General features: G+C 66.0%; 22 protein-coding genes. 10 read left to right on the plus strand and 12 right to left on the minus strand.

The features are described from left to right. Positions 1-28: 28 nt before the first annotated feature. The 3 genes from AB7F41_RS07265 (at position 29) to AB7F41_RS07275 (ending at position 1,358) form a co-directional block, all read left to right on the plus strand. Complete coding sequence (locus tag AB7F41_RS07265; protein WP_428382971.1) at positions 29-229, plus strand: hypothetical protein; 201 nt, start codon at positions 29-31, stop codon at positions 227-229. Continuing rightward, the gene (gene biuH, locus AB7F41_RS07270) at positions 226-900 is read left to right on the plus strand and encodes a biuret amidohydrolase (protein ID WP_428382970.1); all 675 of its coding nucleotides are present in this window, start codon (positions 226-228) and stop codon (positions 898-900) included. The genes AB7F41_RS07265 and biuH overlap by 4 nt, the downstream gene beginning before the upstream one ends. An 80-nt stretch (positions 901-980) precedes the next feature. Beyond that, on the plus strand, positions 981-1,358 hold the full coding sequence (locus AB7F41_RS07275; RefSeq protein ID WP_428382969.1) for an allophanate hydrolase-related protein: 378 nt from the start codon (positions 981-983) through the stop codon (positions 1,356-1,358). A 119-nt stretch (positions 1,359-1,477) separates the two neighbouring features. Here AB7F41_RS07275 and AB7F41_RS07280 read toward each other — a convergent pair whose 3' ends face one another. Together AB7F41_RS07280 and AB7F41_RS07285 are read right to left on the minus strand one after the other, a co-directional pair. Continuing rightward, positions 1,478-3,757, minus strand: a complete 2,280-nt coding sequence (locus tag AB7F41_RS07280; protein WP_428382967.1) for a hypothetical protein — start codon at positions 3,755-3,757, stop codon at positions 1,478-1,480. A gap of 31 nt (positions 3,758-3,788) precedes the next feature. Beyond that, positions 3,789-4,340: a TetR/AcrR family transcriptional regulator gene (locus tag AB7F41_RS07285; protein ID WP_428382965.1), complete on the minus strand. Its 552-nt coding sequence runs from the start codon at positions 4,338-4,340 to the stop codon at positions 3,789-3,791. Between the two features lie 137 nt (positions 4,341-4,477). Between AB7F41_RS07285 and AB7F41_RS07290 the strand changes: the two genes are divergently transcribed. From AB7F41_RS07290 to AB7F41_RS07305, 4 genes are all read left to right on the plus strand, one after another. Further along, positions 4,478-4,927: a copper uptake system-associated protein gene (locus AB7F41_RS07290; RefSeq protein WP_428382963.1), complete on the plus strand. Its 450-nt coding sequence runs from the start codon at positions 4,478-4,480 to the stop codon at positions 4,925-4,927. A 218-nt stretch (positions 4,928-5,145) separates the two neighbouring features. Next, the gene (locus AB7F41_RS07295) at positions 5,146-5,859 is read left to right on the plus strand and encodes an ABC transporter ATP-binding protein (RefSeq protein ID WP_428382962.1); all 714 of its coding nucleotides are present in this window, start codon (positions 5,146-5,148) and stop codon (positions 5,857-5,859) included. After that, complete coding sequence (locus tag AB7F41_RS07300; RefSeq protein ID WP_428382960.1) at positions 5,856-8,324, plus strand: ABC transporter permease; 2,469 nt, start codon at positions 5,856-5,858, stop codon at positions 8,322-8,324. The genes AB7F41_RS07295 and AB7F41_RS07300 overlap by 4 nt, the downstream gene beginning before the upstream one ends. Further along, entirely contained in the window at positions 8,314-9,420 is a 1,107-nt protein-coding gene (locus AB7F41_RS07305; RefSeq protein WP_428382958.1) for a lipocalin-like domain-containing protein, read from the plus strand. The genes AB7F41_RS07300 and AB7F41_RS07305 overlap by 11 nt, the downstream gene beginning before the upstream one ends. On the opposite strand, the gene AB7F41_RS07310 is transcribed toward AB7F41_RS07305, so the two are convergent. From AB7F41_RS07310 to AB7F41_RS07340, 7 genes are all read right to left on the minus strand, one after another. Further along, complete coding sequence (locus tag AB7F41_RS07310; RefSeq protein WP_428382956.1) at positions 9,414-9,794, minus strand: MarR family winged helix-turn-helix transcriptional regulator; 381 nt, start codon at positions 9,792-9,794, stop codon at positions 9,414-9,416. The two genes, AB7F41_RS07305 and AB7F41_RS07310, sit on opposite strands and share 7 nt — an antisense overlap. Positions 9,795-9,955: 161 nt before the next feature. Next, a complete protein-coding gene (locus AB7F41_RS07315) occupies positions 9,956-11,269 on the minus strand; it encodes a glycosyltransferase family 4 protein (RefSeq protein WP_428382955.1) in 1,314 nt (437 codons plus the stop codon). Next, positions 11,251-11,568 carry a hypothetical protein gene (locus tag AB7F41_RS07320; RefSeq protein WP_428382953.1) on the minus strand — a complete coding sequence of 106 codons (318 nt, stop codon included), beginning with the start codon at positions 11,566-11,568 and terminating at the stop codon, positions 11,251-11,253. Before AB7F41_RS07320 ends, AB7F41_RS07315 begins: the two co-directional genes overlap by 19 nt. A gap of 275 nt (positions 11,569-11,843) precedes the next feature. Continuing rightward, positions 11,844-12,593, minus strand: a complete 750-nt coding sequence (locus tag AB7F41_RS07325; RefSeq protein WP_428382951.1) for a CDP-alcohol phosphatidyltransferase family protein — start codon at positions 12,591-12,593, stop codon at positions 11,844-11,846. Positions 12,594-12,798: 205 nt separating this feature from the next. Then, the gene (locus tag AB7F41_RS07330; protein WP_428382949.1) at positions 12,799-13,983 is read right to left on the minus strand and encodes a polysaccharide biosynthesis/export family protein; all 1,185 of its coding nucleotides are present in this window, start codon (positions 13,981-13,983) and stop codon (positions 12,799-12,801) included. 195 nt (positions 13,984-14,178) lie between these two features. Continuing rightward, positions 14,179-14,607, minus strand: coding sequence for a hypothetical protein (locus tag AB7F41_RS07335; RefSeq protein WP_428382947.1), 429 nt, complete (start codon positions 14,605-14,607; stop codon positions 14,179-14,181). A 49-nt stretch (positions 14,608-14,656) separates the two neighbouring features. After that, positions 14,657-15,361 (minus strand): hypothetical protein, encoded by a 705-nt coding sequence (locus AB7F41_RS07340; protein WP_428382945.1) that lies wholly within the window; start codon positions 15,359-15,361, stop codon positions 14,657-14,659. A gap of 226 nt (positions 15,362-15,587) precedes the next feature. On the opposite strand from AB7F41_RS07340, the gene AB7F41_RS07345 reads away from it, so the two are divergent. Both AB7F41_RS07345 and AB7F41_RS07350 read left to right on the plus strand, forming a co-directional pair. Further along, positions 15,588-16,340 (plus strand): enoyl-CoA hydratase-related protein, encoded by a 753-nt coding sequence (locus AB7F41_RS07345; protein WP_428382944.1) that lies wholly within the window; start codon positions 15,588-15,590, stop codon positions 16,338-16,340. A gap of 118 nt (positions 16,341-16,458) precedes the next feature. Continuing rightward, a complete protein-coding gene (locus tag AB7F41_RS07350; RefSeq protein ID WP_428382942.1) occupies positions 16,459-17,436 on the plus strand; it encodes a DnaJ C-terminal domain-containing protein in 978 nt (325 codons plus the stop codon). Between the two features lie 9 nt (positions 17,437-17,445). On the opposite strand, the gene AB7F41_RS07355 is transcribed toward AB7F41_RS07350, so the two are convergent. Continuing rightward, positions 17,446-18,348: an anti-sigma factor family protein gene (locus AB7F41_RS07355; protein ID WP_428382940.1), complete on the minus strand. Its 903-nt coding sequence runs from the start codon at positions 18,346-18,348 to the stop codon at positions 17,446-17,448. A gap of 5 nt (positions 18,349-18,353) precedes the next feature. Then, positions 18,354-18,854, minus strand: coding sequence for a sigma factor-like helix-turn-helix DNA-binding protein (locus tag AB7F41_RS07360; protein ID WP_428406498.1), 501 nt, complete (start codon positions 18,852-18,854; stop codon positions 18,354-18,356). A gap of 324 nt (positions 18,855-19,178) precedes the next feature. On the opposite strand from AB7F41_RS07360, the gene fabI reads away from it, so the two are divergent. Continuing rightward, entirely contained in the window at positions 19,179-20,039 is an 861-nt protein-coding gene (gene fabI, locus AB7F41_RS07365) for an enoyl-ACP reductase FabI (protein ID WP_428382936.1), read from the plus strand. Positions 20,040-20,251: 212 nt separating this feature from the next. Here the strand turns inward: fabI and AB7F41_RS07370 are convergent, their stop codons facing one another. Further along, positions 20,252-22,297: a M3 family metallopeptidase gene (locus AB7F41_RS07370; protein ID WP_428382934.1), complete on the minus strand. Its 2,046-nt coding sequence runs from the start codon at positions 22,295-22,297 to the stop codon at positions 20,252-20,254. Positions 22,298-22,303: the final 6 nt, after the last annotated feature.

Genomic DNA, 22,303 nt, shown 5'->3' on the forward strand with positions numbered 1-22,303 from the left:
TATTTCATCTCATTGGTTCGAGACGATGATGGCGCAACCAGTAGGCGAGACCGAATCCGATGCGCTGCGGCTCGATTTCCACCGCCGCCTCAAGCTGGAGTTTCCTGGAGCCGGTCAGAATGTTAGCTTTCGCACCGTTTCAAAGGTTCATTCGGTGAAAGTCAGCTATCGGGACGCGACGCCTGACAAACGTCGAGTGAAGATAAACGCTGGAGGAAGCTTGCCATGACCACGATTGTATCAGAGCCATATCCGTGGCCTTACAACGGCGACTTACGGCCGCAGAATACCGCGTTCGTCATCATCGACATGCAGATGGATTTCTGCTCCAAGGGCGGCTACGTCGACAGCATGGGCTATGATCTGACGCTCACGCGCGCGCCGATCGAGCCCATTCGAAACGTCCTCACCGCGATGCGCGACAAGGGCTATCATATCTTCCACACCCGCGAGGGGCACAGGCCCGATCTCAACGATCTTCCCGCCAACAAGAAATGGCGCTCCGAACGCATCGGCGGCGGCATCGGCGACAAGGGCCCCATGGGTCGTATTCTGGTGCGCGGCGAGCCTGGCTGGAACATCATCCCGGAGCTCACCCCGAGGGATGGCGAGTCGATCATCGACAAGCCCGGCAAGGGAACATTCTGCGCCACCGACTTCGAACTGATGCTGCGCCAGCGCGGCATCGCCAATATCATTCTCTCCGGCGTCACCACCGACGTATGCGTCCATACAACGATGCGCGAAGGCAACGACCGCGGCTTCGAGTGCCTGTTGCTCGAGGACTGCTGCGCCGCCACCGATCCTGGCAACCATCTCGCAGCGCTCAAGATGGTCAAGATGCAAGGCGGCGTCTTTGGCGCCGTCGCCAACTCGAAGGCGTTGCTGGAGGCGATCTAGCAGCGACGTCGCGCCCGCGCTGGCGGGCGCTCAAACGCCAAGCGATGCGAGGTTCCACGCGCTGAGCGAAGGTTACGACCATGGACTTATTCGTAAACGGCACGTTGATGCGTGGACTTGCATTGCATCATAACTTGGATGGCGCCGAGTTCATCGGCGCCGTCCGCACCGCGCCGATCTATCGGCTCTACTCGATCGACGATGTCCATCCCGGCATGTTCGAGGTCGAGACCGGCGGCGTCGCGGTCGCAGGAGAAATCTACCGCATGAGCGATGAGCTATGCGCACGTGTTGAGGCCGGCGAGCCGCCCAACCTCTACCGCGGTCCCGTCAAACTTGCGGACGGCGGCGTCGTCGACGGCATCCTGTTTCCGCGCGCCATCGCCGAAGGCCGCTACAAAGACATTTCCGAATTCGGCGATTGGCGCGCCTACACGGCAACCCTGCGCAGCGATTAGATCCTTGTCGTGATCGGCGGAATCATTCGTTCAGTCGTCGGCCCCACGACGTCTCCAGCAGACGACCACAAGCCTCTAGGGGATTTCGTATACCGCGCGAATTGCGGCAGTTCGCTGCGCTATCTCTGCGGAAGTTTCGCCAGCAGTCCGCGCAGCGGCTGAAAGTCGAAGCGCACCTCATGGCGTCCTTCGGGAACCGCGACGGCGCGGAACAGCACATTCGCGCGCAGGATCGGCGCGTCCTCGCCATCGACGCGCGCGCCCCACCATGGATGCCAGACGTCGTTCAGGACAAGCCAGCCGCCGCCGGGAGGCGCGCTGACCTCGACACGGACGCGATCGTTTTCATAGGAGATGATCTTCGCGGTCGCCGGCGGCGCATCCTTGCGCGTATGGCAGATCGGCGGCGTTTCCAAAAGCACCGTCTCGCGATAGTCGGCCTCCGGCCACTCGCCGCTCTTGATCATCGCCGCGAAATCGACATGCATGGCGCAGGTCACGAGAAGGACGCGCGGCATGGCGCGCGGATTTTCGTAGATGCGAACCTTGCCGATGCGCGTCAGTTCGACGAAGTCGCCGGTCTTGTAATTTTCGTCGATCTCTTCGATCGGCACGCCGGTCGCAATGAATCGCAGGCCGAGCATGTCCGACAGGACGGAGCGATAGGCAGGATAGAGCTTCGAGAACTCGCGCTGCTCGGGCAGAGCGAGGTGATCGCCGGCGCCCGTGACGTCTTCGAAGAGCCGCAGCCGAATGGGATTATCGCCGAGATCGTGATCGAGGCCGTGGACGAGCGAGGCGTTCGGCCAATGGACGTCGATCGCCGCGAGTTCGACGCGATCGCGGCGATCGGGCGCGGCGGTCTCTTTGAGCTTTCCGCGCAGATAAGCGATCACCGGATCCTTGCCGTCGATCCGCAGCGCGTCGAACTGCTCGGGCGGCGAGGCCGTCGACTCATTGGGCTCATTGCCGATCGCGAGATCGGCGCTCATCAGCGCCGCGACCGCGGCAAGCAGATAGGGGCCGCGCAACAGCCGGTCGCGGGTCGCAAGAACGAGCGCCACGGCGAGCGCGGCGAACGCCGCGCTGATCGCAAGCCGCCAGGACGCCTGGACGAGGTGGCCTTTCACCGCCGCGACGAGCGTCGCCGCGGCGAAAAGCGCTGCGACGGCGCCGATCGCCCAAGACGCGCGCGGCGCGACGTCGCCGCGCTCGATCAGATTGAAGCCATAGCCCGAAAGAATCGCCAGCGTCGCGCCGAGCAGGAAGGTCGCGTCGGCCGGCCGGCGCCAAAGATCAACGCCAGGCAGGCGATGGAAAAGGGCGTAGGCCGGCGTGTGGCGGCCGACCGCATAGAGGCCGAACAGCACGGCGGCGACGGCGAAGAAGCGAATTTCCTTGCTCGCGAAGAACCGCCTGCCCATCGCGGCGACCAATACGACGAGGGTCAGTTCGCCCATGTAAAGATCCGTCATGTTGCGCGCGAGAAACAGGTCGCGCTCGCCAACCGGCGGACCCCAGAAAGCTTTCAGCGGACCGTCGGTTCCGAACATATTGGCGGAGATGAGCGTGAAAAATGAGCCGGGCGGCAGCGAGCCTTTGAAGGCGCCGTCGAGATCGATCTCGGGACGGTTCGAATGCGCGGCGAGGTCCAGCGTCAAAGCCAGCGGAACGGCGATGATCGTCATGCCGACGAGGGCGCCCCAGGCAAGCGGCGCGACCGCGTCGAGTTTTGGCGAATCATCCGTCGCGACGCGGTAGAGCGCATAGGCGGACAGCATCAGCACGCTCAGGAAAGCGACCTGGTCTCGCCCGAGCACCAGCAGCGCCGCGACGGCGCCCGCCATGGCGCCATAGAGCGCCGACCGGCGATCGAGCGCGCGCGCCAACAACCACAGCGTCACCGGAAGCCATGCGAGGCTCATGATTTGGCCGACATGCTGGATTCGCCACGCCGCCGAGCCGCCGAACGCAAATGCGAGCGCGGTGAGCAATCCGCCCGCGGCGGTCCAGCCGCGATCCCGGAAATAGGCGATCAACGCCAGGCCGCCCATCGCCAGCATCGCGAAGATGATCGAGTCGGCCAGGGCGAAGGAAGGTTCGGGAACGAGCGCCGCCGCCAGAAGAAAGAACGGCGAAAAAATCAGCGATTGCGGATCGGCGATCTGCGGCATTCCCGCAAACACATTCGGCGTCCAGAACGGCGACTGGCCGCTGTGCAAGGCGTGGGCGAGAAAGGCGAATTGCGGAAAGACATGCGCCTTCGCGTCCCAGGGGATGGTGACCCGTCCGGAAAGCCAGGGAAAGGCGAGCGCCAGCGCGCAGACGAGGAAAAACGCCGCCGCCAGGGCATAGGGCTGGCCCTCCAGGCCGCCCGCGCTTTTGCCGATTCTTTGCATGCCTATGGTTCTAGCGGTTTCGGGGCATGGCTTAAAGCCGCGCTCCAGGCGCGCGCCTGAGGCCAAAGCGCGCGGCGAGCGCGTCGAGATCGACTGGCAAGGGACGCTTTTCATCCGTCTCGAGCAGCAGCCGCAGCCCCAACCCGCGCAGCATGTCGACGTAGGCGATGATGTCGGGGTCGTCGGCTGTCCGCCCGAAGAGCGGCGCAAGCTGCTCAGCGACGCCATGCGCATGCGCGGCGAGCGTCGCGCGAATGTCCGAACGATCGCTTGCCTGCGCCACGACGCTCAGGAAGAAGCGCATTCGGTTGCGATCGAACATCAGCGCGCGCACGGCTTCGACAGGATCGGCCTCCCCTCCCGTCGCGCCGCGCTTCGGTTTTTGCGCCTGGGCATGAGACGCTTCCAGCGTGGCGGCGAGCAAATCGGTCTTGCGCGGAAAGTAATAGGTCAAATGCGACTGCCGCAATCCGGCCGCAGCCGCGACGCGCGGTTGGGTCAGCGCAGACACGCCTTCCTTCCTCAGAATTTTGAGCGCTGCGTCCAGAATGCGCTGGCGCGCGCTTTTTTCCACCGTCGCCATTTGAACTCATTCAACTTTCGCCGCGCCAGCGTCGTATCAAAAAAAGCGCGCGGCGGAAACGTCTCCGGCGCTCTTGCGCGGCGGCGTATTGGTATTATACCAATACGCGTAGTCGCGGACGATGCTGGAGCGGATGGATGAGATGTTTCTTGCTGGCGACGATCAGTGCGGCGATGTGCGCGTGCGCCTGGGCCGACGACGGCTCTGAGGCGGCGCGCCGCCTGCTGTTCGAGACATTCGACAAGCCCGAAGCGCGACTCTTCGTTGACGCGATCGTCGTCGAAGGCGACGCCGCCGTCGCCGACTGGCGCCAGGGCGAACTCGGCGGCCGGGCGTTTCTCACCCGCAAGGGCGACGCCTGGAGCATCGCGCTTTGCGCCGGCGACGCCCTGAAAGACAGCGGCGCGCTCGAAAGGCTCGGCGTTTCGAAAGCCAACGCCGAGGCGCTGTCGAAGCGGCTGGCGGCCGCGGAGACGCGACTTTCTCCCGACGTGGTCGAGCGTTTCTCCCGATTTGACGGCATGGCCGCCGTCGACGCGGACGGCGGCCATTCGCCGATCGATCCGCATCACAAGCCGCTTCCCTGATTGCCGCACTGTTGCCGGCGCGCGAACGACGGCGCGAGAAAATATGTCCCTTGCCCCGCCCGAGGCCGTCGCCCGAAATCTTTTCGCGCAATCGACGTCGTGAAGCGCGGCGCCGAATTTCATCTCGCCTCATGCCGGCGTTTGGGCGATCGGCGGAGCGCCCATATATAAAGACTGGCGCGCCGGCCGCCTTCGCCGGCCCGATCAGGGCGCAATGCTTGTCGATTCATGCGACGCCGGAACATCTTGCAGCGGCCGGCACCGGCGCGCCCTTGCTGCGCGTCGCGGATCTTCGAAAATCCTATCCCACGCCACAGGGCCGCATTCCGGTGCTGCGCGGCGTCGACTTCACGCTCGCCGCCGGCGTCAGCCTGGCGCTGACCGGCGAATCCGGCAGCGGCAAGAGCACGCTGCTTCATCTTGTCGGCGCGCTCGATCATGCGGATTCCGGCGAGGTCGTTCTCGACGGCGTCGCGCTGACGCGCCTGTCGGAAACGGCGCGCGCCGCCATTCGGCGGGAGACGATCGGGATCGTCTTCCAGCAGTTCAATTTGATCCCGAGCCTGACGGTGGCCGAAAACCTGGGCTTTCAGGCGCGGCTCGCCGGGCGCTACGATCCGGTCTGGCAGGAGGAGCTGACGGCGCGTCTCGGCCTTGCGGCGCTCGCCGCCCGCTATCCGGAGGAGCTTTCCGGCGGACAGCAGCAGCGCGTCGCCATCGGCCGCGCCATCGCCGTGCGTCCAAAGCTTCTGCTGGCCGATGAGCCGACCGGCAATCTCGACGAAGCGACCGGCGACGGCGTCATGGCGCTTGCGCTCGATCTCGTCGCAGCGACCGGCTGCGCCTTTCTGATGGCGACGCACAGCGAGCGGCTCGCCGCCCGGCTGCAGGGGCGCATGCGGCTCGAGTCAGGTCTGCTGGCGGCGCAATGAGAGAAATTTTCTGGACCATCGCCGCGCTCGCAAGCCACTGGCGCCGACGTCCCGGGAGTCTCGCGACGCTCGTGATCGGCCTGGCCGTCGCCGCCGCGTTGTGGAGCGGCGTGCAGGCGCTGAACGCTCAGGCGCGCAACAGCTACGACGCCGCGGCGACGGCCATTTCGGGCGGCGGCGCAAGGACGCTCATCGCCGCGCGCGGAGGGTTGTTCGATCAGGACGTCTTCGTGACGCTGCACCGCGCCGGCGTCGACGTCTCTCCGGTCCTGGAAGGCGCGGCCCGGATGAACGACAAGAATGTGCGGATCGTCGGCGTCGATCCGGTGTCGCTTCCGAGCCGTTCGACGCTCGCCCAGAGGCGGAAGCGGTCGGATGTGCTCGAGGATTTCTTCTCGGGACCCGGCCGCGGCTTTGCGGCGCCCGAGACCTTGCGCGAGCTCGGGCTCTCCGAGGGCGCGCAGCCGCGAACCGAGCGCGGCCGGCGCCTGCCGCCGCTCGCCGCGCTCGCCGGCGCGCCGCCGGGCGCCATTGTCGTGGACATCGGCGTCGCGCAGCGTCTGCTCGACCGGCCGGGCAAACTCTCGCGCCTCCTCATCGCCGACGATGAAGCGCTCGACGAGGATCGGCTCAAACGCGTCGCAGGCGATGCGCTGCGGCTTGTCGCGCCGGACGAAGACAGCGATCTCGACCGGCTGACCGACAGTTTTCACCTCAATCTCACCGCCTTCGGCTTCCTTGCGTTCATCGTCGGACTGTTCATCGTCCACGCCGCCTACGGCCTCGCCTTCGAGCAACGCCTGCCGACCTTGCGCACGTTGCGCGCGCTGGGAGTCGCGCCGCCTCATCTCATCGCGGCGATGGCGTTCGAAATCGCCGTTCTCACCTTCGTCGCCGGCGGCGCCGGCGTCATCGGCGGCTATGCGATCGCGCAGGCGCTTCTGCCCGATGTCGCAAAAAGTCTCGAGAGCCTCTATGGCGCGCAAATTTCGGAAAGCCTGACGCTGGATGCGCGCTGGTGGCTGTCCGGGCTCGCCATGGCCGGGGCCGGCGCGGTTCTTGCGGCGGCGAGCGGCTTGACGAAAGCGTTGCGGCTGCCGGCGCTGTCGGTCGCGCGGCCCATCGCGTGGCGCGCCGCGCATCACCGCTATCTGCGACGACAAGCGGCGCTGGCGGTCCTCGCCCTTCTCGCCGCGGCTTGCGCCTACGCCTTTGGCCAGGGGCTCGCATCCGGTTTCGCCGTCATCGGCTTCTCTCTCCTCGCCGCGGCGCTCATCCTGCCGGTCGGGCTCGCCGGGGCCCTGGCGCTCGGCGAACATTTCGCGCGCGGCCCCCTCGCTCGTTGGTTTTTCGCTGACGGACGCCTCGAAATTTCCGGCCTGTCGCTTGCGCTGATGGCGCTGCTCATCGCGCTTGCGACGAATATCGGCGTCGGCGGCATGGTCGAGGGCTTCCGCCAGACCTTCGTCCGCTGGCTCGACCAGCGCCTCGTCGCCGAGATTTATTTCGAGGCGGCGACGCCCGCTGATGCGCGCGACATCGAGGCGTGGGCGCGCGCGCAGCCCGACATTGACGCGGTCCTGCCGATCTGGCGCGCGAAGACGCGCATCGGCGGATGGCCCGTGGATATCATCGGCATGACGCCTCACGAAACCTACGCGGCGCATTTTCCGCTGGTCGAAGCGACGCCCGACGTGTGGACGGCGTTGCACGCGCAGGACACGATTCTCGTGAGCGAGCAATTGGCGCGCCGGCTCGGCCTCGGCGTCGGCGCGACTCTCGACGTTCCGACGTCACGCCAGGACTGGCGGGCGCGCATCGTCGGCGTCTTTCCCGATTACGGCAATCCCAAGGGCCAGCTGCGCATCGATCACGAAGCGCTGAAGCGCTCTTTCGCCGACGCATCGGGAGTCCATTACGGCCTGCGCGCAGCGCCCGACGCGACGGCCCGCGTCATCGAAAACATGCAGCGGCGCTTCGGCGCAAAGATTGCGCGCATCGTCGATCAAGCCGAGGTCAAGTCGCTGTCGACGGATGTCTTCGAACGCACCTTCGCCGTGACCACGGCGCTGAACACGCTGACGCTGATCGTGTCGGGGGTTGCGCTGTTCGCCAGCCTGCTGACGCTCAGCGACATGCGGCGCGCGCGCGTCGCGCCTGTCTGGGCGCTGGGAACGACGCGCCGCGAACTCGCGGCGCTGGAAATGCTCCGCGTCATGGCGTTCGCCGCCGGCGCCGCGGTCTTCGCGACGCCTCTCGGCCTGTTCATGACCTGGTGCCTTGTGGCGATCGTCAATGTCGCCGCCTTCGGATGGCGGCTGCCGTTCCAAATGTTTCCGGCGCAATGGCTTGCGGTTTTCTCGATCGCGCTCGGCGCGGCGTTCCTCGCGGCGCTCGTTCCTGTCGCGCGGCTCGCGCGCGCCGCGCCGGCCGAACTGCTCAAAGTCTTTTCCGATGAACGCTAAGCGGCCGAACGTTTCGCGCGCACGCTATCGCCCGGGCATATCGCGGCGATCCGCGCTGCTTCTCGCGCTCTCGTCGAGCGGCGCGCTGGCGCAAGGCTTCGGCGGGCTTGGCGCGACGGCACCCGGTTTCGCGACGCCGCGTCGGGGAACGCCGCTGATTTTTCCGGGAGACCATGGCCCGCATTTCGATTTCCGCACCGAATGGTGGTACGTCACCGCGAATCTGACCGGCGCGGATGGCGCCTCATATGGCGCGCAATGGACGCTCTTCCGCTTCGCGCTCGAGCCGAATGCGGCGCGCCCCGGCTGGGAGGACCGCAACGTCTGGATGGGCCATGCGGCGGCGACGAGCGCCGAGGAACATCTGTTCGCACAGAAATTCGCCCGCGGCGGCGTCGGACAGGCGGGCGTCGAGGCCGCGCCTTTTCGCGCCGACATCGACGACTGGAGTCTCGAAACGCGCGACGACTCTGCGCGCGCCGGAATCGGGCGGCTGCGCGTTCGCGCCGGGAGCAAAGATTTCGCCTATGCGCTCGATCTCGCCGCGACGGGACCGATCGTGTTGCAGAGCGAGGCCGGCTACAGCCGCAAATCCGACGAGGGACAGGCTTCCTACTACTACAGCCAGCCGTTCTTCACGGCGGAAGGTTCCTTGTCGATCCACGGACGTGAAACGCGCGTCTCCGGACGGGCCTGGATGGACCGCGAATGGTCGAGCCAGGCGCTCGGTCCCGACCAGAAAGGCTGGGACTGGTTTGCGCTCCATTTGGATGGCGGCGCGAAGCTGATGCTCTATCGCATGCGCAGCGTCGCGGCGGCGCCGTTTCTCTTCGGGAACTGGATCGACGCCGGCGGCGCAACGGCGCCCCTCGCGCGCGAAGACATCGCCATCGCGCCTTTGGAGACGATACGCATCGCCGATCGCGACGTGCCGATTCGCTGGCGCGTCCGGATCAAATCTCGCGACCTGAACGTCGAGACCCGGCCGCTCAACCCGAGGAGCTGGATGGGGACCGATCCCGCCTATTGGGAAGGGCCGATCCGTTTCAGCGGTTCGCACACCGGCGAAGGCTATCTCGAAATGACCGGCTATTGAGACTCCGCCGCGGCTCCGAAGAAGGTCGCAAACACGCTCCGCGCCTCTCGCAGCTTTCTCAAATGAACGGCGGCGAGCTCCGACAGGCGTCGCTCGCCGGCGCGGGTGATGACGACGAGCGAGCGTCTGCGGTCGGTGGGATCGGTCTTGCGTCTGACAAGCTTGGCCTGCGCCAATCTGGACACCAGCTCCGCCGCGCTATGATCGCGGATCATCAGTTGCTCGGCGAGTTCGCCGACGCTGATATGTTTCGCGCCGCGATAGGTGCGCACCACGAGCAGCGCCTGATACCACTGCACGGTCACGCCATGGTCGGCGGCGACCTGTTCGCTGAAGGCCACGAACTTGCGCAAGGCCTGACGAAAACGCGCCAACGCGGCCAGATCTTCTTCACTCGGCGCTTTGCGGATGGACGCTTGCTGCTGATCCCAGAGACTCAAGTGAAATCCCCTGTTTTCCAAGTCGTTTTCGCGCTCGGCGACTCGATCGGAGCGTTCAAATGTTGCGCGCGCCAACCAATTCGTGGGAGCGCGCTTTAAACGCGCGCGATGAACTCGTCAATTTTCGAAAAAAAATGATCTGAGTCGGATATATCTCTTTCGTTAAGCCGGGCAAGCGCCGCGTGACGACGCGGCGATTGCGGCGTCGAATATTCGCGCACGGCTTGCAGCCATCCCCGCCCGTCGAGTGGATCGACATAGTCGATCGCGTCGCCGCCGACTTCGCGGAAAGCCTCGATGTCCGAGGCCACCACCGGCGTCCCCGCCGCAAGCGCCTCGGCGACAGGCAGGCCAAAGCCTTCCGCAAAGGACGGCATGAGCAGCGCTTGTGCGCCGGCCAGCAGCTTGCGCAATCCCGGCGTGGACAATCCGGCCGCCTCAATGACATGAGGCCGCAAGGCGGCGCTTCGCTCCAGAATTTCGATCACGGGTCCATTGAGCCAGCCGCGCTTGCCGACGATGACCAGCTTCGGCGGCGTGGGATCCCGCGCCAATTCACGCCACACGTTCAACAGCGTCAGATGATTCTTGCGCGGTTCGATCGTGCCGCAGACGACGAAATAGTTGACGCCGTCGAGGGGCGGCGGTTCGACCGGCGATGAAAAGACCGGCGACACCGGCAGGCGCGCGACGCAGATCGGCAGTTCCGGCCTTCCACAGGCTTCGGCGAATTCACGAAGCCGTCTGGCGACCGCATGCGATGCGACGACGGCGCCGGCGCCGTAGCGGCAGATATTCGTCATGCGCCGGGGATGCAGCATTGCCTCCCGCGCGCGAAAGAACTCCGGCGTCTCGATTGGCAGAAGGTCATGGACGAAGAAGACCGGCTTTATATCCGGCCGCGCGTTGAGCCAGCTCACATACCAGCTTCGATCGATCAGGAATTGCGTGACGTTGAAATAGATCGCGCCGTCGGGCGCGTCGCGCATCGGGCGTCCGAGATGCGGCGCCCACCGCCGCATCGCTCGCCAGTTGCGCTGAAGCGCCGCGAGATTTGACGCCGTTCTGACGCGCGCCGCCAACGATGGCGCGGAGCCGTTCGACCGAAGCGCCACGACCAGCGCGCGGTAGACCTCGTCCCGCTCGGGATCGCCCTCCTCGCGCCAGTGACGCTCCACCTCCTCGATTGTCTCAAGCGCTCTGTCGGGATCCGCGAGACGTGGGCCGATCGCCGTGCAGATCAGCGCGCCGCGCGCGCGCGCATTGCGCGTCAGGAAAAACCTGGCGAGCGCGAAGTCGACGCGATCAATGCCGTTCGGCGCTGCATTCAAGGCGCGCGTGACGATCCTCGTAACGTCATAGATGACGGGTCTGTTCGCCGCGTCCGCCGTCATAGTCTGTTGCGGCATTTCGTCTCGTCTAGACGACATCGCCACGCCTCGATCGCGTCATTGGCGTCTCGTACCGCGCGTTCCGTCTCTCTTTCGAGACACTCCCGGTATCGAAAAACCATTCTTGTAAATAGCTGCACTTCTTCGTCACAGGCGGCCATCGCCAATGCGGCGGCGGACGTCTCGATGCAGGCCGGACGTAAGGGCGGCGCGCAATGGGTGAAGCCGCGAACGCCTTGCGCCGCGAGCGGCGGCGCAAGCGCGAGAACAGCCGCAGCCGCAAGCCCCGCGCTGCAGAAATATCGGGTCCGTTTCATGGGCAAGCGCTCGCACCGACTCCACCGACGCACAAACTTGCGCAGAGCGACTCCCTTCCGCAAGCGGTCGCTTCACGTCATGGCCGCCGAAAGAATTCGGCCGCGTGCGCGGTGGAATCGCTCCCTGTGCGTCCGGCTTTTCCGGACTTGGCGTCGCCGTTCGCAACGCGAATTGTCGCCATCGCTCCGTCGAATCTACAGAGCGCGCGACGCCCCGAAAGGGCGGACGCTGGAGTGTGGAGTCACGATCGGAAAGGGTTTCGTCGGCGGCGCGATCAATTGGCCACGGTCTCGATCAGAATCTGCTCGTCGACGTCCAACATCGACGGCTCGCTCTCCGCCGCCGCCGGCTGGAGCGATTCGATGAATTCGCGTTCCTCGCGCTGCATCCGCGCAAGGTCCTTCCGTATGACGGCGACGAAACCGAGGAAGGTCAAGGCGGACAGGCCTCCGATCACCAGATCGAGCACTGCGAAGCCATACGCCTGCGTCTCGGCGACGCCTGGTCCGAGCCAGGCGGCGAAGAGCGCCCAGGCGGCGACGAGCATGCGAAATTCCGTCGCGCCCATGCCCCCGTACGACAGTCGATGCACTCTCTCCGTCACGACCCTCAGATAGGTGTATGAACTCATCAGCAGGTAGAGCGAGAGAACCAGCAGCGACGCGCCGACTGTAAAATAAGGGGACACGCCGAGGCCGACGACGATCAGAGTCTGAGCGATGAGATCCGACGAATGATCGATGAAATAGCCGTAATGCGGCCGCTCGATTTCGCGAAACCGCGCCAGCGTGCCGTCGAGAGAATCGCCAAACCAGTTGAGAAATAGGCCCAAAACGACGGCCGCGAGAAACCAGTTCGACCAGTGGCAGGCGATGAAGCCGAGGAGCGTGAGAACCGCGCCGCACAGGCCGATCGCGGTCAAATGGTCCGGGGTCATCCAATGCGGCAAACGCCGCACCAAGGCCAATAGCGCAGCGCGCTCCTTGAGCGCGAGAAAACTTTCGTTGATCCGCTGATTGGCCACTACAAACCCTCAAAAGCGTTCAACATGTCAGAGTCGACGCGACCCTCGATGACGCTGAAGCGGACGATCGCTCTTACGGTTTTCCATGTTACCGATGAAACGGGCAAAACCATGACATATTGAGAACTTAACCGGCATTAATCTTAAGCCGAAAGCTGCAACTCACGGTGGTTTTCGATTCTTCCGCGACGCCCGCCTGACGCGCTCAGTTCAGGAACCGGCTCACGGCGGCGCCCTGAACCGCAGGTTGTCCAAGCGTATTGACAAGCTGCATCAGCTTGCTGACGTCGGCGAAGGGCGCGTTGCTGACATACAGAATGTCTTTGTCGCGCATGGGGAAGCGTCGCGCCGCAAACAGCGCGGCGGGCTCGCGCAGATTGAGGTGATAGGCGACGGGCACCTGGCCACGCGCAAGCAGATTTGGCGCGACAGCGGGATATTCGCGCGCGAGACTCGCCGGCTCGTAACGCAGCACGAACACGCCGTCGGGGTCGGCGCGATTGTCCGTCAGACCGCCCGACCGACCGATCGCCTCTTCGAGCGTGATGCCGCGCGCATCAAAGGGCGCAACGGCGTTGCTGCCGGTGGCGCCCATGACGGTAAAGGTCTGCGGCGTGCGCTCGACCGTCAGAATGTCTCCCGGCCGCAGATAGATGTCTTCGCTCGGATTGGCCAACAGCGCCTGGATCGGCGCGCGCGCGGAGCGTTTTCCGCGCGTCAAGGTCACGAATGTTTCGTGGACCGGCGAACGATAGCCGCCGGCCGTGGCGATGACGTCCATGACGCGATCGCCGCGCAGGCTCAGCGGGACGCGCGCGCCATTGGCGACTTCGCCGGTGACGGTGACCGTGTTGGTGACGGTCCGGGTGACGTTGACCACAACCTGCGGTTCGATCGCCTTGCCGCGCAATTGCTCGATGATCGCGGACTCGACCTCCTGCTGGGAGCGCCCGGCGACTTTGATGCGCCCGGCGTAAGGCACGGTGACGGAACCGTCACGCCCGACGACCTGATCCGGGATCGCCGCCGACCGGGATCCGGGACTCAAGCGATCGGCGACAGGCGCCGAAAACAAACCGCCCGAAGCGGCCTCCCAAACCGTGATTTGAACCGAGTCGCCGACGCCGATCGTCTGGGCGGCGGCCGGCCTGTAATCGCCAAAGTAGCCGCGCAACGTCGGCGGGGCGCGGCGTCCGAGCACATTGAGCGAATTTTCGTCGATCTCGACGAGCGCGAAGCTCGGCTCCGGGCTCGTCAGGGTCGGCGCCACATTCTCCACAATGTCCTTACGAGACGGACCTGCGGCGGGGAAGATCGAGCAGCCCGCCAGCAGCGCTGCGAGAGCAAACGCGAGGCAAAGTCGCAGCGGGAGGAGAATTGAAATTTTCAAAGTCGCTCCAATATGCGCCCGCCCGGCGCGAACTTTCGAACACGGCGGAAGCCGCCCTCCCGGAGACGCCGGGAGCTGCGCGGGCAAACGAAATATGCCGGCTATATGGCGGAAATACCATCAGTTTTCTGAACGATGCTAAAAATTTTACGAATGTGTGCGAATGGTTAATTCGGTTGCGAGAACAGTTTCTTTTCAATTCGTTTCGTCGAAGAGCCGCAACGACAGCGCACGAACGCGCGCATCGGGCAACCGTTCGAATTCCGCCGCGCTGTGCCGCGATCCCTCCACGCCGCGAAACATGAAAACGCCGTCGTGCGTCACGACCAGATCATTGTAGCGCAGCGTCGGATCGTCGAGCACGGCGGAGAACGGCTCTAACGAGGACGGCGCGCCAAGCTCCGTCGACCTGCGCATGCGAAGCTCGGATCCGGCGCGCGCGGCGAAGGCTTCGTAACGCTGTTTCGCCCCTTCGACCTTCTGACGCCAGGCCGACTGCGCGGCGGCCAATGCGTCTCGCGCTTCGCTCGACGGAGACGAAGCGGCGCCGGAGCGCGCGGCGGCGCTCGCCCCAAAGGCTCCCAGCAGAATCGCGATGACCGTCGTCAGAAAAGCGGCGCGCATAAAGAGAAAATGCGTCCGCCTCAGGAAGGTTCCGCGTCCCTCGTCCCGACTATTCTTCTCTGCTCCGCGTCGCAGCCGCGGAAGAAGCTGCGATCCTGCGCCCGTCCTTGAAGAGTTTGACGAAGAGGCCGAGGACCGCCACCAGCGCCAGCCCGATCACCGCGACGTCGATCGCCGGCAGCGGATCGTGCTGACTTTCGGGAACGCCGAGCGCAATGGCGGCGAAAGGCCAGAACGCCAGCAGGATGCGAAACTCCGTCACGCCCAGACCAATGTAGGCCATCTGCTGAACGTGGCGCGTCGCGGCGCGAATATAGGCGTAGGATGAAAACAGCAGATAGCAGACGAGGATCGCCGCCGCGGCGCGCAGCGTCAGAAACGGCGAGAATCCATAGCCGACGATAAGCAGGATGTGCGAAAAGAGTTCGGAGACGTGGTGCGCCATGCCGGCGCCCGGCAATTCGCCGCCGCGCAGACGCGCAAGCGGAAGATCCGTCGTCAGGCCATACCAGTTCACGAGCATCGCCGGCGGCGTCAGCCAGACCAATTCGGGCCATGAGCGGCAGCCGACCAGCGCCGCCGCCGCCAATACGGCGCCCGCCGCGCCGATCATCGACAAATGCGCCGGCATGATCCACGCGGGCGCGGCGCGCGCCATCCTTTGCGCCAGGCGCTGTTCCGCGCCGTAGAGGAAGCTCTGGCCCCGCCCGGGCGCCCCCCCGAACAGCCGACTGGCCAACTCGCCGACATTCATGCCGCGCACGCTCCTTCCGCTACGGAGCCGGAAATCGGCGCCCCAGCCGTCGACAACCTCATCCTGCTGAAATCTACTCGCTTGCGGCGTCGCTGCAAGTCGCCGATGATTCGCCGGCGCCGCGCAGCGCTCCTGCTATCTCAGTGGAATCCCTCAAAACTTTGGCGAAGCTTGGCGGGACCGCGGATATAGCCGAGCCGCCGCCTTGCCCGAGCTGGAGATCCTCATGTCCGAGAAGATCGTCGTTTCCCAGGACCAGGGCGTGCTGCGCCTGATGCTGAATCGTCCCGAAAAGAAGAACGCCCTCGACCGCGAAATGTATTGCGCGCTGATCGCAAGCCTCGAAGCGGCGTCCGGGGACGCGGCGGTGGGCGCCGTCGTTCTTGCCGGCGCAGGCGGAAATTTCACGGCGGGCAACGACCTCGCCGACTTCCGCGACTTCGCGCCGGGCGCCGAGACCTTCCCGGCGCTCGCATTCGTGCGCGCCGTCGCGGCCTTCGGGAAGCCGCTGATCGCCGCGGCCACCGGCGTCGCCGTCGGCATCGGAACCACCCTGCTCTTCCATTGCGATCTCGTCTACGCCACTCGGGACACGCGCTTCAAAATGCCGTTCATCGACCTCGCCCTGCCGCCGGAAGGCGGCGCGAGCCTGCTTGTCCCGCAACGCTTCGGCATGTCCAAAGCCGCCGAATATCTGCTGCTCGGCGACGGTTTTGACGGCGATGAGGCGCTCCGGCGCGGACTCGTCAACGCGCTCGGCGCGACCGAGGAAGAGGTCGTCGAACGCGCCATGGACGCGGCGCGGCGCCTGGCGGCGAAACCGAGAGAGGCGCTTCTCGCGGCGCGACGGCTGATGCGCGGCGACCCGAAGGACGTCCTGGCGCGCATTGACGCAGAAGCTGCGGTTTTCGCCCAGGCGCTGGCGTCGCCGGCGGCGCGGGAGCGCTTCGCCGCCTTTTTCGCCCAGCGTCCGCAATAGGCTTCGACGCGGGCGACTTTGGCCGCTTGCGTTGCGCCCGGGCTTCTCCCAAATAATAAGGCGGACATATGCGCCTGCGCCGCAGAGGGCGGGCGCTTACATGGGCTATTGGAGAATTATGCGCGATCCATACGAAGTACTCGGCGTGCAAAAATCGGCGAGCGCAGCCGAAATCAAAAAGGCGTATCGCCAGCTCGCGAAAAAATTTCATCCCGACCGCAACAAGGACGACGCGAAGGCCAAGGAGCGCTTCGCCGAGATCAATTCGGCATACGAAATCGTCGGCGACGCAACGAAAAAGGCGCAGTTCGACAAGGGCGAGATCGGTCCCGACGGCAAGCCGCGCTTCACCGGATTCGAAGGCTTCAACGCAGGCGCCGGACCTGGCGGCTTCACCCGCAACTGGCGCACGAGCGGCGGCGCCCCCGGCGGCGAACAGCATTACGAATTCCATTTCGGCAATGAAGCGGCTGGCGGACGGGGAGGATTCGACCCGTCCGACCTTTTCGCCGACCTCTTCGGCGCCGGCGGCGGACGCCGTCGCGCCGGGCCGCAGCCGACCCGCGGCGACGACGTCGTCGCCACGGCGACCGTGCCGCTCGAAACGGTCGGGCATGGCGGCGCGGCGCGCGTCATTCTGCCGAGCGGCCGCACGCTTGAAGTCAAGATTCCGGCCGGAATCGAAGACGGGCAGCAGATTCGCCTTCGCGGCCAGGGCCAGCCCGGCTCGATGGGCGGCGAACCCGGCGACGCCATCGTCACCGTGAAAGTCGCGCCGCACCCCCATTTCAAACTGGACGGCCGTGATCTGCGGCTGGATTTGCCGGTGACCGTTTATGAGGCCGCGCTCGGCGGACGAATCGCGACGCCGACGCTCGACGGCAAGGTGGAGCTGACGATCCCGCCGCACTCCAACAGCGGACGCGTGCTGCGGCTGCGCGGCAAGGGCCTGCCGGCGTCGGAGGGCAAGATCGCCGGAGACCTGTACGTCTCCTTGAAGATCATGCTGCCGGAGACGGAGTCCGGCGATCTCGACGCGCGCATGCGCGAGTGGCGGGACGCGCATCCCTACGATCCGCGCGCCAAAATGTCGTGACCGTCGCTTCTATTTCGGTTCGGCAGGCGTAGGCGGCGGCGTCACGACCGCAGCCGCCGCGGCTTCCGCCGCGGCCTGCATGGCCTCCGGCTCCAGGGCGCCGACGAGCGCGAAGGCGAAGCCGCCGGCGCGCCATTCGATCACCGAAACGGCCTGAGCGCGCTGCCCGGAGGGCGCCGCCTGGGCTTCCGCCCGCTCGAAATAAAGGCCGACGCGGGCTCCGTCGTCGCGCTCATAGACAAGAAACGCGGCCGGCAACGCGACTCCGGGCGCCACGCGTCCGCCCAGAAGCCGCAAGCCGAGCCCGCTCAAATCCGGCGCCCGCGAAAATCCCACGCGCTCCTGCAGCCAGGCGAGAAGCTCGCCGCGCCGGCCGGCGTCGATTTCGACCGGCCGCGCGTCGACGACATAGGTCGCGTAGGTCAAGGCGGCCCGTGTGGCGTAGCTCGTGGCGGCCATGGCGCGCGTCGTCGGGTCCTGCGCCGGCGGACGACTCGCCAGGAAAAGCAGCGCCGCGGCGGCGACCGCCGCCCCCGCGATGAGCGTCAGCAGCGTCGAAGCGAGCGCCTGGCGACGCCGGCTGGCGCGAATCTCGTCGAGCTTGCGCGTGGGCCGCGGCGCCGCGCCGGGTCGCCCCCAATGGATGGCACCGGTTTCGATCGGCCCTTGCCCGGCGGGCGGCGCAGCCGGGCGCGCGGCGGCTTCGCGCAGCGACGGCGGCGGCGGCTCCAGCGCCACCGGCTCGAACGCGGCGCGTAGCGCGGCGTTCTGCCGTCGCCAGCCTTCGACGAGCGCGGCGTCGTCGGGATGCTGCAGGAGATGGTCTTCGACCTTGCGCCGCCGCTCGGGGTCGAGCTCGCCGTCGACAAGCGCGTGAAGGTCAGCTTCTTCGATGAGGGCCGAGGGCGTCATCGCCGCTATTTCACGACTCGCAGATGCGAGACGGCCCTTCGGCCGCTTTCCGACGACGCGACCGGCCGCAAGCCCTCGGCGCCGAGCGCCGCCCGGGCGCGCATCAGCCGCGCCAGCGCCGCTTCGCGACTCGCGCCGATGATCCGCGCCGCGGCGTCATAACCGAAACCCTCGAGCGAGACGAGCAGCAGCATGGCGCGTTCGTCGAAGGCGAGGCTGGCGAGCCCATGCACGATCGGCGGGTGACGCGACGCCGGACCGGGGGCGTCCGCGAGCTTTTTCTGGGCGAGCGCGACCAGCGTCGCATAGGTTTCGATTCGCGCCTCGGCCGGATCGGCCGGGCGCAGCTCGCGCGCGCGAATGCGCGCGCCGACCGACTGCAGCGCGTTCTGCACGAGATCGTCGGCGACCGCGGGCCCTGCGCCGGCGCACAGCGCACGCGCAAAGCGTCGCAGGGCGGGAGTCGCTCCGCCCAGACCCGCAATCATGTCGGTTCTTCTGCCCATACGGCCCGCTCCACTCGGTCTTCTCGCCTAGTCTGCGAAGCCAATGACGTTTCCTATCGGATGATAGGACAAAGCCGCGCGATTGGCTATCGCTCGCAGCGGCCGGCCCGCCCCCGTTCGCCTGCCCGTGCGCTTCGGCGCGGGCGACGGCGCAGCCCTGTTTTTCGCGTCGAGCGCGGTCTCGCCGTTCAAGATCGATCCCTGCGCCCGCATTTGGGCGACCGCCGGCCGAATGCGGGGCGATCTGAGGTTCCCTTTGCGCCAAATCCACGCTAAAGGGCGCGGGCTCGCCGAGCGCTTTTCACGCCCAGGAAATAGACACGCATGACCGATCAAGCTGCGCCCGCCGCCCTTTTCGCCGGACTGCTCAAGGGAAAAAAGGGGCTCATTCTGGGCGTCGCCAACAATCGCTCGATCGCCTGGGGCATCGCCAAGGCCTGCGCCGACGCCGGCGCCGAACTGGCGCTCACCTATCAGATCGAAGCGCTGGAAAAGCGCGTGCGTCCGCTCGCCGCGGAGATCGGCGCGCAGGTCGTCGGCCGCTGCGACGTCGCCGAACCGGCGACGATGGACGCCGTCTTCGCCGAGGTTGAAAAGCTCTGGGGCAAAATCGATTTCGTCGTGCACTGCCTCGCCTATTCCGACAAGGACCAGCTCGACGGGCGCTATGTCGAGACGACGCTGGAAAATTTCCAGATGTCGCTCAATATCTCCTGCTACTCGTTCACGGCGCTGGCGCAGCGCGCCGAGAAACTGATGACGGACGGCGGCTCGCTCCTGACGCTCACCTATTACGGCGCCGAGAAATGGATGCCGCATTACAATGTGATGGGCGTGGCGAAAGCGGCGCTCGAAGCGTCGGTGCGCTATCTCGCCGCCGATCTCGGCGTGAAGAACATTCGCGTCAATGCGATCTCGGCCGGGCCGATCAAGACGATGGCGGCGTCCGGCATCGGCGACTTCCGCTACATCCTGCGCTGGAATGAATATAATTCGCCGCTGCGCCGCGTCGTGACGATCGAGGAAGTCGGCGAGACGGCGGTCTATCTTCTGTCGCCGCTGGCGCGCGGCGTCTCCGGCGAAGTGCTGCATGTCGACGCCGGCTATCATGTCGTCGGCATGATGAACCCGAGCGCGGCGCCGAAAATGGCGGACCTCCTGGCGCTGCTGCCGCAGGAGAAGTAGGCCGCCGCATCACGCCCGCGCGCGCCGCGGGCGTCCGGATGTCATTCCCGACGCGCGAAGCGCGATCGGGAATCCAGAGCAAACCCAGCTTTCTTGGATTGGCTCTGGATTCCCGGTCAGGCCTTCGGCCCGCCGGGAATGACACGGCCCACGCGAACGGATCAGCCGGAATCCATACTGTTTTCCTTGAAGAGCCGTATTCGACTAAAACTCTACCCAACCGGCCCCGCAAATCCCCTCTGCCTTAGCAGCGGCTCCACCGTCGGCATCCGCCCGCGGAAGGCCACATAGGCGTCCGCCGCGTCCTGCTTTCCGCCGGCGGCGTAGATATGATCGCGCAGGCGCCGCGCGACCTCGGGCGAGAAGGGATCGCCCGTCTCCTTGAACGCCTCGAACGCGTCGGCGTCGAGCGTTTCGGCCCAGAGATAGCTGTAATAGCCGGCCGAATAGCCGTCGCCGGAAAAGACATGCGCGAAATGCGGCAGGCGGTGCCGCATGACGATTTCCGGCGGCATCGAGATCCGCGCGAGGCTGTCCGTCTCGAAGGCGCCCGCGTCGAAATCCGGCGCGACGCTTTGCGCGTGAATGTCGAGATCGACATGGGCGGAGGCGCAGAATTCGACCGTCGCGAAGCCCTGGTTGAAGTGCCGCGCCGCCGTGATGCGCGCGACGAGTTCGTCGGGAATGGGCGCGCCCGTCTCGGCGTGCAGCGCGAACGCCTTCAGCACCGCCGGCTCCATCAGCCAGTGCTCGTAAAGCTGCGAGGGCAGTTCGACGAAATCGCGCGCGACATTGGTGCCCGCGACCGAAGGATAGGTCACGTCCGACAGCATGCCGTGCAGCGCATGGCCGAATTCGTGGAACAGCGTGCGGGCGTCGTCGAGGCTGAGCAGCGTCGGCGCGCCGTCGGCGCCTTTGGTGAAATTCATGACATTGACGATGACGGGCCGCACCTCGCCCCAGAGCTTGTGCTGGGAACGGAAGTCCGACATCCAGGCGCCGCCGCGCTTCGACGGCCGCGCGAAATAATCGGCGAGGAACAGCGCGACATGCTCGCCGTCGCCGTCTAGCACGTCGAAGGCGCGCACGTCCGGATGGTAGAGCGGCAGGCCCTTCTGCTCGACGAAGCGGAGGCCGAAGAGCTTTTGCGCAACGTCGAAGGCCGCGGCGATCATGTTGTCGAGCTGGAAGTAGGGACGCAGCGCCGCCTGATCGAGATCGTAGCGTTTCGCGCGCACGCGCTCGGCGTAATAGCGCCAGTCATGCGCCGCGACGGCGAAATTCGCGCCCTCTTCTTCGACCATCGCCTGGATCTGCGCGCGCTCCTCGGCGGCGCGAGTCAGCGCCGGCGCCCAGACGCGACCGATCAAGTCGCGCACGGCGGCCGGAGTCTTCGCCATCGTGTCGTCGAGTTTGAACGCCGCGAAACTATCGAAGCCGAGCAGCTGCGCGCGCTCTTCGCGCAATTGCAGGATTTCACGGATGAGCGGGCGGTTGTCGGTCGCGCCCGCATTCTCGCCGCGGCTCGCCCAGGCGCGAAACACCGTCTCGCGCAGATCGCGCCGCGTCGAGCTTTGCAGAAAGACTTCGGCGCTGGAGCGCGACAGCGTCACGCCGTATTTGCCGGGCGATCCGCGCTCCGCCGCAATGCGCGCCGCGGCGGCGCGAAAATCGGGCGAGAGGCCGTCGAGATCGCTTTCGTCGAGCAGCAGCAGCCATGACGATTCATCGGCGAGCACATTTTGCGCGAACTGCGTCGCGAGCGTCGCGAGGCGTTCGAGAATCGTCTTGAGACGGGCCTTGTCGGCGTCCGCCAGCTTCGCGCCGGCGCGCACGAAGTTCTTGTAGGTCAGCTCGAGAACGCGGCGCCGCTCCGGCGTCAGCTCCATCGCCCCGCGCGTTTCATGAAGCGCCTCGATCCGGCGAAACAGCGCGGGATTCATGGAGATGTCGCTGGAGTGGCGCGAAAAGGCGCCGGAGATGTCGCGCTCGATCTCCTGCAATTCGGGACTGGAGTCGGCGGCGGCGAGATTCCAGAAGACCGCGCCGACATCGGTCAGCAGGCACCCGCTGCGCTCCAGCGCGCCGACGACATTATCGAAGGTCGGCGGCGTCGGGTCGCCGGCGATGGCGTCGATCTCGGCCTTATGCGCGGCGAAGGCCGTTTCGAACGCCTCCCTGAAATGCGCGGGCCGGATCGCGTCGAAGGGCGGCAAGCGGAACGGGCCGCTCCAGGCCGTAAGGAGAGGGTTATCCATGACCGT

Origin of the sequence: Methylocystis sp. (assembly GCF_050251305.1) — a bacterium.
Taxonomy (GTDB): domain Bacteria; phylum Pseudomonadota; class Alphaproteobacteria; order Rhizobiales; family Beijerinckiaceae; genus Methylocystis.